Origin of the sequence: Phytopseudomonas daroniae (assembly GCF_004327275.1) — a bacterium.
GTDB lineage: Bacteria > Pseudomonadota > Gammaproteobacteria > Pseudomonadales > Pseudomonadaceae > Aquipseudomonas > Aquipseudomonas daroniae.
The window spans coordinates 1,054,210-1,067,019 of record NZ_QJUJ01000001.1 but is presented as its reverse complement, the minus strand read 5'-3'; the positions used below and the strand labels follow the sequence as shown (position 1 = coordinate 1,067,019).

The window sequence follows — 12,810 nt, the reverse complement described above, 5'->3', positions numbered from 1 at the left end:
TTTTTCGATGGCTATGCAGCGAGAGCAGGTGAGCGGAATCCCAAGCATCCGTTTTCTGATCCCTTATTTCGGCCAATGGCCATTCTGGTTCGACTTCTTTCTCGAAGGATGTCGGCGCAATCCCAGTATCGACTGGCTGCTTTATACCGACTGTGCGATTCCTGCCAGCGCACCTGCCAATGTGCAGTTCGTCAGCACCAGTTTCAGTGATTACTGCGCTCTGGTTTCGTCCCGTTTAGGGATCGATTTCCAGCCACGCAACGCTTACAAATTGTGTGATATCAAACCTGCATTGGGCGCCGTGCATGTCGATGATCTTCAGGGTTATGACTTCTGGGCCTTTGGCGACATCGACGTCGTGTACGGCGATCTGCGGGGCTATTTCACGCCCGAGCGCCTGCGGAGCAAGGATCTCTTCGCCACCCATAGTAGAAGAATATCTGGGCATCTGTGTCTATTGCGAAATACCCCCCTCATGCGGGACGCCTTTCGACTGATTCCCGACTGGCAGCGTCGCTACGAGGATCAAGCTCATCAGGCGCTCGACGAAGGCGCTTTCAGCCGGATTTTCGTTCGCCACAAGAACTGGCCGGAACCGCTGCGTGTATTCGTGGCACGTTTCAACGCTTGGAGCCAGCGCAGCGAATTTGTTGAAGCGCACAGCACCTATACTCTTCATGAGGATGGGCGACGCGTGGTGGCCGACAGCTGGTTCCTCCACAATGGTCGGCTGACCAACAGCGAGCAGGGAAACCTAGAGTTGCCCTATCTGCATTTCATGATGTGGAAGAACGAGCAGTGGAAAGGTGTTTCTGCCGATGCGCTGATAGGCCCGCCTGAACTGCACCTTGCCGACTCCTGGCAGGTGGGCGCGCAGGGCTGGCGACCTTGGCCGGTTGGTGAGGTATTGAATGAAACCCACTGAGCTACCTCTCGTCTCGGTCATTGTCCCCTGCTACAACTATGCAACCTACGTGGCTGACGCACTGCGTAGCGTACTGGAGCAGGAGTACGACAATTTCGAACTTATCGTCGTTGATGACGGCTCTCGTGATGAGAGTGTCCCGGTTATCGAACGCACGCTACAGGCTTTCCGGGAGAGCACGCGGGCTCGTCGAATAGAGTTCATTCAGCAAGAGAATCAAGGCGTCAGCGCGGCGCTTAATGCTGGGTTGGCACAGACTCAGGGAACATACATTGCGACTTTCGATGCGGATGATGTGATGCCCGCAGGGCGCCTTGCGCTACAAGCGGCCTATCTGCAGGAGCATCCGGAAGTAGGTTGCCTGGGTGGTGTGGCCGTGCGTATCGACGAGCGGGGCGCGATCTTGCCCAAAAAAGACAAGAACCGACCGATCCGGCGTTATGACTTTGATCAGACACTCGCTGCTGCATTGGTCGTCGGCGGCAATATTGCCGTCTACCGCCGCGATGCGATGATGAAGGTCGGTGGGTACGATCCGGCTATCAAGGTTCAGGATTTCCAGATGACGCTGAGGGTCGCCCATGCCGGGTACTTCGTGGATATCCTGCCTGACGTCGTGACTCTCTATCGCAAACATCCCGATAGCCTGTCAAAAAACTATAAATCCGAGTACGACTATGGGTTGCAGGTGATTCAGCCTTACAAAGGGCATAAGGCTTATGCATCAGCCAAAGCGCGGCTGATCACCAAAGCCCTGCGTATGGCGGTCACGGATGACAAGAAATATGCGTGGAGCCTGCTTCGTCAGGTTCCTCTGCGTGAGTGGGATCGCCAACTTCTGAAGCGAGTCAGGCATCTTCTGTTGAAAAAAGGTACTACTGCAGGGAACCGACATGCTTGAGTCAACGCCTCACCCACAATTCACTGTCAGTGGAGCGCCCGTCTCCATCGACGTTGTCATATTGAGTTTCGCCAAGAATGAAGAGCTTCGGCGTATGACCGAGCATTGCCTCAGTACATTGCTTGCGTCGGAGAGTCCTGATTCGGTTGTTTTTCGAGTCATCGTGGTCGAGTCCAATCATGCTGCGCCGGCTTATGATTTCGCTTCTGTTGAAACAGTCTATCTACCACCACCGTTTAACTATCATCGTTATATGAACCATGGCATCGCCAAAGGAAACAGCCCCTTTGTCGCGATCTGCAATAACGATCTGAGTTTTCACCCTGGTTGGGCTACGAGCCTGCTTAAGGCTTTCTCGGCAGATGACAAACTCTATAGTGCTAGCCCGATTTGCTCGCTGCATCACCCCTGTAATGGATTTGAACTGCATAGCGGTATCCATTATGGATATGGCGTGTTGAGGGAGATATCCGGCTGGTGTTTGGTTTTCAGGCGCGAGATGCTCGATATCACGGGAATGTTGGATGAGCGATTTCACTTCTGGTATGCCGATGATGACTATGCTCACACGCTCAAGGAGAAAGGGCTTTTGCATGGACTAGTGAGTAGTTCGGTGGTCGATCATCTTGATAGTCGAACGCTCAAGACCCACAGCACCCTGCGTCAGTGGCTGATGACGAAAAGATCACAGTACGTATTCGAAAGAAAATGGTCTGGTAAGAGTCGTTACTATTTTTTCAGGAAGTACCTGAAATTGTATTTGAAAATTCCATTGTATTTACTAGGTATAAAGAAGATAAGAAATTAAAGTCCTTTTGTCCGTTTTCTCTTTTGGGCTGCGTTTGGTAGATTCGGGGTTCGTTCGTAGATTTGAGAACTTGCCTGTTGGAATTATTCGATTTTTGAGGCTCTTATGGATTATGAATTAATAGATTTCCAAGTCATGGGTGATGAAACCGGATCATTGGTTGCTATCGAGGGGATGAGGAATATTCCTTTCGATGTGCGGCGAGTCTATTATATCTACGGAACCACCTCAAGCGCTGTAAGAGGCAAGCATGCGCACCGGAATTTACAGCAGCTGATATTTTGTCCTGTTGGCAGTTGCGAATTTACTCTTGATGATGGGCGAGAGCGTAAAACAGTGAGGCTTCAAAGGCCGAACCAAGGTCTTTATATAAAAGGTAACCTTTGGCGCGAGTTCTCTGGCTTCTCTCATGACTGTGTTGTCATGGTTCTAGCATCGAATGTCTACGATGATAGTGATTACATTAGAAGTTATGAGGAATTCTTGCGTGAGGTGGGCGTATGATTCATCCGCTCTCTGATGTGCAGACAAAAAATATAGGAAATGGCACGAAAATTTGGCAGTTTTGTGTTGTTTTAGATGGCGCAGTTATCGGCAAAAATTGCAATATATGCTCTCATTGTTTCATAGAGGGCGGTGCTGAGATTGGTGATAATGTCACGATCAAGTGTGGTGTTCAGATTTGGGCCGGGATTAAAATAGAAGATGATGTGTTTGTTGGGCCTAATGTAACGTTCTGTAATGACAAATATCCTCGCTCGCAGAACGAAAATTGGCAGTTGGACGGCATTGTGGTTCGTAAGGGTGCATCTATAGGCGCGAATGCAACTATTTTGCCGGGGGTTTTAATCGGTGAAAAGGCGATGGTGGCAGCGGGAGCTGTCATCACAAAAAATGTTGAGCCTGGCCAGGTTGTAAAAGGAAAACATTAGGCTTTAGTCAGCTCTATTATTAAAGGTTGCCCATGATAAAGTTTTTAGATTTGCATAAGGTCAACGAGCAGTACGCTACAGAGATTAATGATCGGGTTCGACAGGTGCTGAGCAGCGGCTGGTACCTTCAGGGCAAGCAGAATCAATTGTTCTCAGAACATTTTTCAAGTTACTGTGGTAGCACTTACGCACTAGGCGTGGCGAATGGTTTGGATGCGCTTAGCCTTATTCTGACTGCTTATGGCTTTGGTCATGGTGATGAAATCATTGTGCCTGCAAATACTTACATCGCGTCCATTCTAGCTATTTCTCAGCGCGGCTGCGTTCCGGTTTTGGTTGAGCCAAATATTGATACGTATAATATCGACTTTGATTTGATAGAGGAAAAGATTACTCCTAACACCAAGGCGATTATGGTCGTGCATCTGTACGGCCAGGCAGTTCAGATGGAAAAGATTTGGGCTATTGCTGAGAAATATGGCCTCAAGATTATTGAAGATGCTGCTCAGGCGCATGGTGCTCTTTTTAAAGGTAAGCGGGTTGGAAGTTTGGGCGATGCGGCTGGATTCTCGTTCTATCCAGGAAAAAATCTGGGAGCGATGGGGGATGCTGGCGGTATTACGACCGATGACCAAGATTTATTTGAGCGTATTAAGGCAATTGCCAACTATGGCTCTGATTACAAATATCACCATATTTATAAGGGTGTTAACTCAAGGCTAGATGAGCTTCAGGCTGGAGTGCTGGACGTTAAGTTAAAGTATCTTGATGCAGCTAACGCTAGGCGTAGAGAAATTGCAAATTATTATCGGTGTAATATAGATGATCGCAGTATTGCCTTGCCTGCTATTTATGACGAGGCGGCGCATGTGTGGCATGTTTTCGTTGTGCGTACTGAGAGGCGGGATGAGTTTCAGTCCTATCTTGAGCTTAATGGCATTCAAACTAATATTCACTATCCTACACCTCCTCATAAGCAGCATGCATACGAGGAGTGGGTTGGCATGTCACTGCCGGTAACAGAAAAGATTCATAGGGAAGCAATATCACTACCAATCAGCCCTGTTATGGCCGATGAAGAAGTTAGGCGTGTTGTGGAGGTGGTGAATGGGTGGAGATAAAGATGGCCGGTTGCTATCAATATGTTGCTTAGGGTATTGTCATGCGAGTTACTTGTCCGATGCAATCAAATCAATTTGTGCTATTGATTATGACCGAATAGAAGTTTTAGTTGTTGATGATGGTTCAAGTGACAATAGTGTGGCCATGCTGGAGGCACTGTCTGCTGCTGTTCCATTCAAGATGACGGTTATTGCGCAGAATAATACAGGTAATATTGGTTTAAATTTTAATAATGCTTACAGGTTGGCGAGTGGCGGACTGGTTGCATTCATATCATTGGATGATGTTTATAATCCTGCTGTTATGTTGAAGCAAATTGAAATGATGAATGCTGATTCTGATCTGGCTTTTGTTGCTTCTTCGAAAACAGTCAGTATTGATGATGATGGCTATGTAACTACTAAGGCCGCTCAGCTTCCACTCTATGATCAAGAATGCAATGATGTGGATGGATTGTTAGAGCTTGAATACGCAGAATTTGGGTCTTTCTATATTCAGAGTGCCATTTTTCGTAAGGCTGTTATTGATGCGGTTGGTGCTTTCGATGAGGATATGACGGGGGATGATATTGTCCTTAGAACGAAAATTTTTCGATACTTGCAGAGCAATTCTAATTATCGGTTTGAGATTCTTAAGGAAAATTCCTTCTTCTACAGGTTGCACGGGAGCAATGTTCATAGGAATTTTTTCAGACAAATAAGAATTGTGACGGAGTATCTCGAGCGTTACTGGCCGGAGCGGGAAAATCCGAAAATTTTGATTGATTGGACTTGCTCGTATGTTTCTGATAATCGCTTTGATGACTGTGTGGCATTGTTCTCGATGAATAGACGAACGGCAAGTCTCATCTCTGACGAGAGAATAAAGTCTCGCCTCCGTGTGTCTATCAAAAATGAAGTGGGTTTTTTAAGAAGACTGCAGCGTTTGATTTACAATAGGGTTAAATTGGGTGGCGGGAAAAGAAAAATTACCTTGTTGGGTTTTTGGGTGTTTGAGTATACAAGAGTGAAGAAAACCTCAGTTTCGACTCGGGTCGATGGTTCGGTTCATTATACGGCTTATAAATAGTTGTCAGGTGCTATATTTCATGGCACTCATTTTTGTGAATGCTGATGTGATGATAATAATTGATGTCGTATTCGAGCACGGGTAATGAGCTTAAGGTGTGCGCAGTCCGTATAGCGTCTTTAGGAGAGAAGCTTCCCTTATGTTAGACTCACCATCTTTGTTCGCTAGATGGCATCCCGATGTCTGACACCTCAGGTCGTACCCCCCAGCTTTCCAGCTTCAAGCTCTACATACGCCTGCTGAGCTATATGAAGCGTTACTGGTTCATGTTCGGCGTCAGTATGATCGGCTACATCATTTTTGCCTCGACCCAGCCGATGATGGCGGGGTTGCTCAAGTATTTCGTTGATGGGCTGGCCGCGCCGGATGCTGGAGCGGTAGATCTGCCTTTGCTGGGTAGCATGCAGCTTCTCTATGGTGTGCCGCTGGCCTTGCTGTTGATCACGGTTTGGCAAGGTCTGGGCTCCTTTCTGGGTGGTTACTACTTGGCGCGGGTGTCCCTGGGGTTGGTTCAGGATCTGCGTATCGCGCTGTTCAACAACTTGCTGACCTTACCCAATCGCTATTTCGACAACCATGCCACGGGCTACCTGATCTCCCGGATTACCTACAACGTGGGTTCCGTTACGGGGGCTGCCACGGATGCGTTGAAGGTGATGGTGCGTGAAGGTCTCACGGTGATTTTCCTGTTCGGCTACCTGCTGTGGATGAACTGGAAGCTGACCATGGTCATGGTCGCTATTCTGCCGCTGATCGCCCTGATGGTGAAAAGCGCGAGCAGGAAGTTCCGCAGCCAAAGTCGCAAGATTCAGAGTGCCATGGGCGAGTTGACCCACGTATCGTCCGAAACTATCCAGAATTACCGGGTGGTGCGCAGTTTCGGTGGTGAGCGTTATGAGCGTGAGCGCTTTCTTGAGGCCAGCGAGGACAGCACGCGCAAGCAACTGAGGATGACCCGTACTGGTGCGATCTATACGCCGTCGCTGCAGTTCGTCAACTACGCCGCCATGGCTTTCCTGATGTTCCTGGTGTTGTTCCTGCGTGGCGATGCCAGCGTCGGGGATCTGGTGGCCTATATCACTGCCGCCGGGTTATTGCCCAAGCCGATCCGCCAGCTTTCCGAGGTCAGCTCGACCATCCAGAAAGGCTTGGCGGGTGCCGAGAGCATCTTCGAGCAACTGGATGAAACACCTGAGCCGGATCAGGGCAGCATTGAGAAAGATGTGGTTAGTGGTGCGCTGGAGGTTCGCCAGTTGAGCTTCGTCTACCCGGGGACGGATCGAACCGTTCTGAGTGACATCAGCTTCACCGTCGAGCCGGGGCAGATGGTGGCTCTGGTCGGACGTTCCGGTAGCGGTAAATCGACGTTGGCCAATCTGATTCCGCGTTTCTATCAGCACGGCGAGGGGCAGATCCTGCTCGATGGTACGCCCGTGGAGGACTATCGGATCGAGAACCTGCGCAAACATATTGCCCTGGTTACTCAGCAGGTCTCGCTGTTCAACGATACGGTACTGAACAATATTGCCTATGGTGATCTACGGCAGCTACCGCGTGAGCAGGTTGAGGAGGCGGCTCGCGCCGCTTATGCCAGCGAGTTCATCGAGCGTTTGCCACAGGGCTTCGATACGGTGGTCGGTGAGAATGGCGTCATGCTTTCGGGTGGCCAGCGTCAACGCCTGGCTATCGCGCGGGCGCTTCTCAAAAGCGCTCCGGTGTTGATTCTCGATGAAGCCACATCGGCACTCGATACCGAGTCGGAGCGTTATATCCAGGGTGCTCTGGATCGAGTAATGGAAGGTCGCACGACCTTGGTCATCGCGCATCGGCTGTCTACTATCGAGAAAGCTGATTTGATTCTGGTCATGGATCAGGGCCGTATCGTCGAGCGGGGAACCCACGAGTCGTTGCTGGCTCTTAATGGCTACTATGCGCGCTTGCATGCCATGGGACTTGATGATGAGCGCGATGGTGCACAAGAGGAGCCGACCATTCAGCCCGACGTTTGAGATGGTGCGACTTTTACATGTCGACGCCCCAGGCTGCGTTCGAGCCGTGATGGATTCCCAATGTCTGAAAAGTTAATCAGTGTCATCATCCCGACCTACAACTACGCGGCGGTACTGCCGCGTGCCGTAGGCTCGGTGCTGGCGCAATTGTCGGATGCCGACGCCGAACTGCTGGTCATCGATGATGGCTCGACCGATGAAACGCCCAGGGTTATCGCTGAGTTGCAGATAACACATGGGGAGCGTTTCACTGCCTTGCGCAAGGAAAATGGTGGACTGGCTTCGGTGAGAAATTATGGTATTGCCCAATCGTGCGGGCAGTTTCTGATTTTTCTCGATGCCGATGATGAGATGCTCCCTGGCACTCTGGCAGCATTGAGTGCGCATGTAGCCGAGCAGCCCGAGACCAGGATGGTCATAGGTGGTCATCACTCCGTTGCGTTCGATGGGCAGCGTGCGGTGCATCCCGTGCCATCGATAGCCGCTACGCCCGGGGAGCGCTTGCGGGCGTACTTATTCGATAAAACGCTTTCACTGTGCAACGGTGCCTGCGCCATGCATCGTGACGTTTTTGCCGATGGCCTTTATCCGGAATGTTTCCGCAATGCCGAAGACATTCCTGTCTTCGCCCAGGTTCTGGCGCGTTACCCGTGCACCGCGCTAGGCGCCTTTATGGCGGTCATTTACAAGCATCCGGCCAGCCTACGACGTAATCTTGCGTTCGCCCGGCAAACCGGTTTGGCCTTGGTAGATGAGGTTTTTTCCTCGCAGCGGATGCCGAAACGATATCAGAACTTGAGGCGGCGCTATTTGGGACAGCGCTGTCTATCGCTCTTCAGGCTCTTCAGTAACGCTGGGGAGTATGCCGAAGCTCTGGTCTTTTATCGCAAGGCGCTGAGGGCCGACCCCATGGTGCTGCTGCGCTGGTCATACACCCGTAAGGTGCTGCGTATCTTGCTCGGATCGAATGGTAAGAGGCGTTCCCCGTGACGCGACGTTTCAAGGTGCTGCAATTGCAGAACCGTTACAACGTCAGTGCCGCTGACCTGGCCGAGCAGATCGTCAAGTCCCTGCCTGCTGAACGTTATGACGTGACCACTGCTTTTCTGCGTGGTCGTCCGGAAGACGGTGAGCCACATAGCTGCGCCGCGCGTTCGGTGTATTTCGGATTCAGCCAGGCGGCAACCAAGGGGCTGCGCTTGCGAGTGCTCTGGGCGTTGTACAAACATTGTCGCGAGCAGCGCTACGATGTAGTCGTGGTGCATCGGTTCAAGCCGATCAATCTGCTGATGTTGCTCAATCTTTGCTTGAAGATTCCCGCATGTATTGGCGTTCTACATGGCCTTGGGGAATTCGATCGGGGTTATCGGCAGTGGATCATGCGTCGCTTGCTGACCGATGCCTGGCGTTTCGTCGGCGTGTCTCGGGCGGTTCGTGAGGATCTGCTGGCGTCTCGATGCAACCTGACGCAAGACAATACGCTGCAGATCAACAATGCCATCGATATCGACCGCGCCGAGTCTTTGCAGCTCGGGCGGGGCGTGGCTCGGGAGCGATTGCGGCTAGGATCCGGTGATACCGTCATCGGCACGATCGGCCGGCTGGTTCCGGTGAAGGGACATATCTTTCTGTTGCAGGCCTTCGCACGGCTGAAGGATGACTTTCCCCAAGCCCGTCTAGTGATTATCGGTGACGGCCGTTGCCGGGCAGAGCTGGAGGCCTGTATCAGGCAGCACCAGTTGCAGGAACGTGTGTGTTTGCCTGGCACCCTGGATGACGCGTTGCAGTACGTACAGGCATTCGATGCCTTCGTCATGCCCTCGCTCAGCGAGGGGCTGCCTTTGGCATTGCTGGAGGGCATGAGTGGCAGGCTTCCCGTTCTGGGTTCCAGCATCGATAGCTTGCGGCCCATTCTTCAGGATTGTGGCGGGCGGATATTCGAGCCTGCAGATGTACCTACCTTGGCGCAGCAATTGCGCACGCTACTCGAATTGTCTGCCGAAGCGCGTGAGGCTGAAGGGCAGCAGGCCTATTCCTATTTGCGCCACGCCCATGCCATCGAGGACTTTCGTCGTCAGTACCTGGGACTGCTCGATACCCTGCTGGTCAGATAAAGATGGTCTCTGAACGCGATTGATAATGAGAACGACGGAGCCCTATGCAGGCTTCGACTGATGATGGAGATGCTGGGTTTTGTCGAATAGTCATGTAGGCGCTCAGATACTCGACGCCAAGAGTCCGCTGATTTTGTTGCCTGGGTTGCTTTGCCTGGTGCTTGGCATTGCGTTGCCGAGCAGTGGGCTCTATTACCAGTTGGTCATTGTATTGCTATGGCTGCCGACGCTTTATCTGCTCACGGTCAATCGGCAAGCATGGCGCGACTGGTTTTCCCCTTTGATGGTGGTGTTGACGGTATTTTTTGCCTGGGCGCTGCTCAGTAGTCTCTGGAGCAATGGCGATGAGCCGGGCAGGGAGGTCAAGCATGCCTTGATGATCTACCTGACGCTCTGGGCTGGGGTTCTGGCTGCGGGTCTGGATAAGCGTTGGCTGATCGGTCTGCTTGGCATCAGTTGCTATTTCATGGCGATGCTGGCGGGAGTCTGCATCTATACCGCTTACGTGCTCTATGACTTGCCGCTGAGTTTCCGTTTGACCAGCTTCTGGCAACTGAGCCATCCGATCCTGGCGGCCCATGTATTCGGCTTCTTCCTGATGGTGCTTTTGTACCTCAAGCCGGTACGGCTGGTGCATCAGGCATTCTGGTGCCTGGCGTTGTTGTCGCTGGCCGGCTTCATATTCTTTACCCAGAGTCGCGGTGTCTGGTTCGCACTGGCCGCCGGCTTATTGTTCACAGCGGTTTTGCGTCGAGAGTGGATTTATCGGATTCCTGTCGCTTGCGCAGTTGTTGCGCTTGCCGGGCTTGTGCTGTGGATGCCAGCCTTGCTTACCAATCGGGGACTGTCTTATCGGCCAGAACTTGCAGCCGAGGGGTGGGCTTTGCTGGCGCAGCATCCATTGGGAGGGTTGGGGCTCGGTAGTGTTTATAGCCTGGCTTTGGAAACTATCGGTATGGTCTTCGACCATCCCCATAACCTGTTCATTAATGTGGGACTGGATCTGGGAGGTGTCGGCCTGATCCTCTGGCTGGCTATCTGGGGATTGCTGTTCCTGACCGGTTGGCGAGCCCGCGATTCTATGCTTGGCGGCGCTCTGCTTGGGGTCTGGTGTTTTGCTTCGGTGGCTTTCCTGTCCGATGGTGCCGGGATCTGGAGTAAGCCACGGGAGATCTGGTTTCTCACCTGGATTCCGCTGACCCTGGCGCTGGCCCTAACGCCTGCGATGAAAACGCGCAGCCAGCCGCTGCCATAGCGGCAGCCTGAGCCCTGAGGCCTGCTCGATGCGGGCTGTCGCGCGGCTATCTCTGGCATGCAGCAGGGCCGCTCTCGTCCATAGCGCCCGGATTATCGGGTCGCTTCCAGTCTGGTTCTGCAGCCAGCCGCACAAGCTTTGCATAAGAGGCAGATAGTGCTCGAGTTCCTCGTCCGACAACGCCAACTGGTCATGCCAGAGACGGTAGTGGCTGGCCAACTGTAGATGCCCACATTCGATACCTGCCACCGGCAGCCAGCAGTGCAGGAGCTCGCTGAGATTGGCCTGGTTCTCGGCTGCCAGGCGTTGCGAAGCTTGTTCTGCATGGGTGCGGTAGGCGTAGAGTGGCTGTTCGATATTGTGTAGGCGCAAGGTCGGCGACTGCAGTATCAGGGCCAGAAAGAATCCGAAGTCTTCTGCATAGCGCAGGCTTTCATCGAAGCGGGTGTCGGCGATGGCGCTGCGTCGCAACATCACCGCGGGGCCTGGAATGGTTCGGCCATAGAACAGGTAGTTGGCTTTGAGCGTAGCGTCGTCGCCAGGGTAGACGATGGTGCGGTTTCTACGGCCAAAAGTACGCAGTGCGCATCCGCAGGCGTCCAGTTGCAGTCTGTCCATGGCTGCTAGCTGTTGCTCGAAGCGGGTGGGCAGGCTTTGGTCATCCGCATCCATCAGGGCGATGTAATCACCGCTGCAATGGTGCAGGCCCAGATTGCGTGCTCGTGACACACCGCCGTTAGCTGTGTTGTGCAGTTCGATGCGCTGCTCGCGCCGGGCCAGACGTTCGAGGATTTCCGCTGAGCCGTCGGTGGAGCCGTCATTGATCACGACGATCTGATCCGCCGGCCAACTCTGTTGCAGCAGCGAATTCAGCGCATCCTCGACATAGGGCGCCGCGTTGTACACCGGCAGCAATACGCTGAGTGTGCTCATGTTTTGCTGTTGGTAGCTGCTTGTTGGTCGAACAGGGATCTGAGGCGCTTGCGGAAGTGACTCGCGTCAGCAGGCGTCAGATCCTCTACGTAACCGTCGATGAAGGCCTCGCGGTTTGCCTGCAGCTTGTCCACATCCTGTGGGTAGCGGAACAGGTGCTGAAAGTTGCGCGAGCGCTTCAGCCGGCCCAACGCAGCTTCGCCGCAGGCCATGTCGGAAATGTCGATCAGCCCGAGTCGGCTTGCCTCGTCCTGCACGACGTTACCCAAATGCAAAGAGCGGAAATACACACCTTTGTCATGCAACTCTGCGATCAGTGCACCTAGATCACGGCATAGCTGTGTGTGTTCATCGCTTGGCTGGACGAGCAACTGGCGCAAGGTCTTGCCGGGAAGGGGCCAGTAATGAACCGCGGTGCGTTCGATGCCGCGGATGCGATAAGTCGCGATGATCTCCGGACACAGGATATCGCGTCGTTTCAGTTCTGCGGCGTTGTCAGCAAACCGCTTGGCATGGGAAACCAGGGTGGCTGAGGAGATCAGCCGTTTGCGGCGAAACAGTTTGAGAAAGCTGCCGTCGACCAGTTTGAGGACTTTTTCACCATGATGGTCGGCCTCGATCACTTCAGCATGCTGGCGCAGGGCGGAAAACTGTTCGTTACTGAGGCGTGACATGCAGATCTACTTGCTCGGCGTTGAGGGCGTGCGGCAGTTTACCTGATGTCGTAGCTCAGGACGCGTGAA

At 52.7% G+C, this 12,810-nt stretch carries 13 protein-coding genes; 11 read left to right on the top strand and 2 right to left on the bottom strand.

The genetic code is table 11. The features are described 5' to 3' along the window. Positions 1-7: 7 nt before the first annotated feature. The 11 genes from DNK10_RS04985 to DNK10_RS04935 all read left to right on the top strand — a co-directional run bounded on the left by DNK10_RS04985 (position 8) and on the right by DNK10_RS04935 (position 11,134). Positions 8-925 (top strand): DUF6625 family protein, encoded by a 918-nt coding sequence (locus DNK10_RS04985; RefSeq protein ID WP_244216200.1) that lies wholly within the window; start codon positions 8-10, stop codon positions 923-925. Continuing rightward, positions 912-1,826, top strand: coding sequence for a glycosyltransferase family 2 protein (locus DNK10_RS04980; RefSeq protein ID WP_131190766.1), 915 nt, complete (start codon positions 912-914; stop codon positions 1,824-1,826). Before DNK10_RS04985 ends, DNK10_RS04980 begins: the two co-directional genes overlap by 14 nt. Beyond that, complete coding sequence (locus tag DNK10_RS04975) at positions 1,819-2,634, top strand: glycosyltransferase family 2 protein (RefSeq protein WP_131190765.1); 816 nt, start codon at positions 1,819-1,821, stop codon at positions 2,632-2,634. The genes DNK10_RS04980 and DNK10_RS04975 overlap by 8 nt, the downstream gene beginning before the upstream one ends. A 105-nt stretch (positions 2,635-2,739) precedes the next feature. Then, a complete protein-coding gene (locus DNK10_RS26115; protein ID WP_131190764.1) occupies positions 2,740-3,138 on the top strand; it encodes a sugar 3,4-ketoisomerase in 399 nt (132 codons plus the stop codon). Continuing rightward, positions 3,135-3,566: an N-acetyltransferase gene (locus DNK10_RS26110; RefSeq protein WP_131190763.1), complete on the top strand. Its 432-nt coding sequence runs from the start codon at positions 3,135-3,137 to the stop codon at positions 3,564-3,566. Before DNK10_RS26115 ends, DNK10_RS26110 begins: the two co-directional genes overlap by 4 nt. Before the next feature lie 32 nt (positions 3,567-3,598). Continuing rightward, complete coding sequence (locus DNK10_RS04960) at positions 3,599-4,687, top strand: DegT/DnrJ/EryC1/StrS family aminotransferase (protein WP_131190762.1); 1,089 nt, start codon at positions 3,599-3,601, stop codon at positions 4,685-4,687. Continuing rightward, complete coding sequence (locus tag DNK10_RS04955; RefSeq protein ID WP_131190761.1) at positions 4,674-5,756, top strand: glycosyltransferase family 2 protein; 1,083 nt, start codon at positions 4,674-4,676, stop codon at positions 5,754-5,756. Before DNK10_RS04960 ends, DNK10_RS04955 begins: the two co-directional genes overlap by 14 nt. A gap of 179 nt (positions 5,757-5,935) precedes the next feature. Further along, positions 5,936-7,765 carry a lipid A export permease/ATP-binding protein MsbA gene (gene msbA, locus DNK10_RS04950; RefSeq protein ID WP_131190760.1) on the top strand — a complete coding sequence of 610 codons (1,830 nt, stop codon included), beginning with the start codon at positions 5,936-5,938 and terminating at the stop codon, positions 7,763-7,765. A 60-nt stretch (positions 7,766-7,825) separates the two neighbouring features. After that, positions 7,826-8,755 carry a glycosyltransferase family 2 protein gene (locus DNK10_RS04945; protein ID WP_131190759.1) on the top strand — a complete coding sequence of 310 codons (930 nt, stop codon included), beginning with the start codon at positions 7,826-7,828 and terminating at the stop codon, positions 8,753-8,755. After that, positions 8,752-9,879, top strand: a complete 1,128-nt coding sequence (locus tag DNK10_RS04940) for a glycosyltransferase family 4 protein (protein WP_131190758.1) — start codon at positions 8,752-8,754, stop codon at positions 9,877-9,879. The genes DNK10_RS04945 and DNK10_RS04940 overlap by 4 nt, the downstream gene beginning before the upstream one ends. A 79-nt stretch (positions 9,880-9,958) precedes the next feature. Then, on the top strand, positions 9,959-11,134 hold the full coding sequence (locus DNK10_RS04935) for an O-antigen ligase family protein (RefSeq protein ID WP_131190757.1): 1,176 nt from the start codon (positions 9,959-9,961) through the stop codon (positions 11,132-11,134). On the opposite strand, the gene DNK10_RS04930 is transcribed toward DNK10_RS04935, so the two are convergent. Both DNK10_RS04930 and DNK10_RS04925 read right to left on the bottom strand, forming a co-directional pair. Then, entirely contained in the window at positions 11,093-12,067 is a 975-nt protein-coding gene (locus DNK10_RS04930) for a glycosyltransferase family 2 protein (RefSeq protein WP_131190756.1), read from the bottom strand. The genes DNK10_RS04935 and DNK10_RS04930 overlap by 42 nt on opposite strands. Continuing rightward, positions 12,064-12,741: a lipopolysaccharide kinase InaA family protein gene (locus DNK10_RS04925; RefSeq protein WP_131190755.1), complete on the bottom strand. Its 678-nt coding sequence runs from the start codon at positions 12,739-12,741 to the stop codon at positions 12,064-12,066. The genes DNK10_RS04930 and DNK10_RS04925 overlap by 4 nt, the downstream gene beginning before the upstream one ends. Positions 12,742-12,810 lie beyond the last annotated feature (69 nt).

Bases quoted from the DNA above. Each gene is read 5' to 3' on its own strand.
- DNK10_RS26115 (WP_131190764.1), top strand. From the start codon at position 2,740: ATGGATTATGAATTAATAGATTTCCAAGTCATGGGTGATGAAACCGGA.
- DNK10_RS04930 (WP_131190756.1), bottom strand. From the start codon at position 12,067: ATGAGCACACTCAGCGTATTGCTGCCGGTGTACAACGCGGCGCCCTAT.
- DNK10_RS04955 (WP_131190761.1), top strand. From the start codon at position 4,674: ATGGGTGGAGATAAAGATGGCCGGTTGCTATCAATATGTTGCTTAGGG.
- DNK10_RS04980 (WP_131190766.1), top strand. From the start codon at position 912: ATGAAACCCACTGAGCTACCTCTCGTCTCGGTCATTGTCCCCTGCTAC.
- msbA (WP_131190760.1), top strand. From the start codon at position 5,936: ATGTCTGACACCTCAGGTCGTACCCCCCAGCTTTCCAGCTTCAAGCTC.
- DNK10_RS04975 (WP_131190765.1), top strand. From the start codon at position 1,819: ATGCTTGAGTCAACGCCTCACCCACAATTCACTGTCAGTGGAGCGCCC.
- DNK10_RS04960 (WP_131190762.1), top strand. From the start codon at position 3,599: ATGATAAAGTTTTTAGATTTGCATAAGGTCAACGAGCAGTACGCTACA.
- DNK10_RS04985 (WP_244216200.1), top strand. From the start codon at position 8: ATGGCTATGCAGCGAGAGCAGGTGAGCGGAATCCCAAGCATCCGTTTT.
- DNK10_RS04925 (WP_131190755.1), bottom strand. From the start codon at position 12,741: ATGTCACGCCTCAGTAACGAACAGTTTTCCGCCCTGCGCCAGCATGCT.
- DNK10_RS04945 (WP_131190759.1), top strand. From the start codon at position 7,826: ATGTCTGAAAAGTTAATCAGTGTCATCATCCCGACCTACAACTACGCG.
- DNK10_RS26110 (WP_131190763.1), top strand. From the start codon at position 3,135: ATGATTCATCCGCTCTCTGATGTGCAGACAAAAAATATAGGAAATGGC.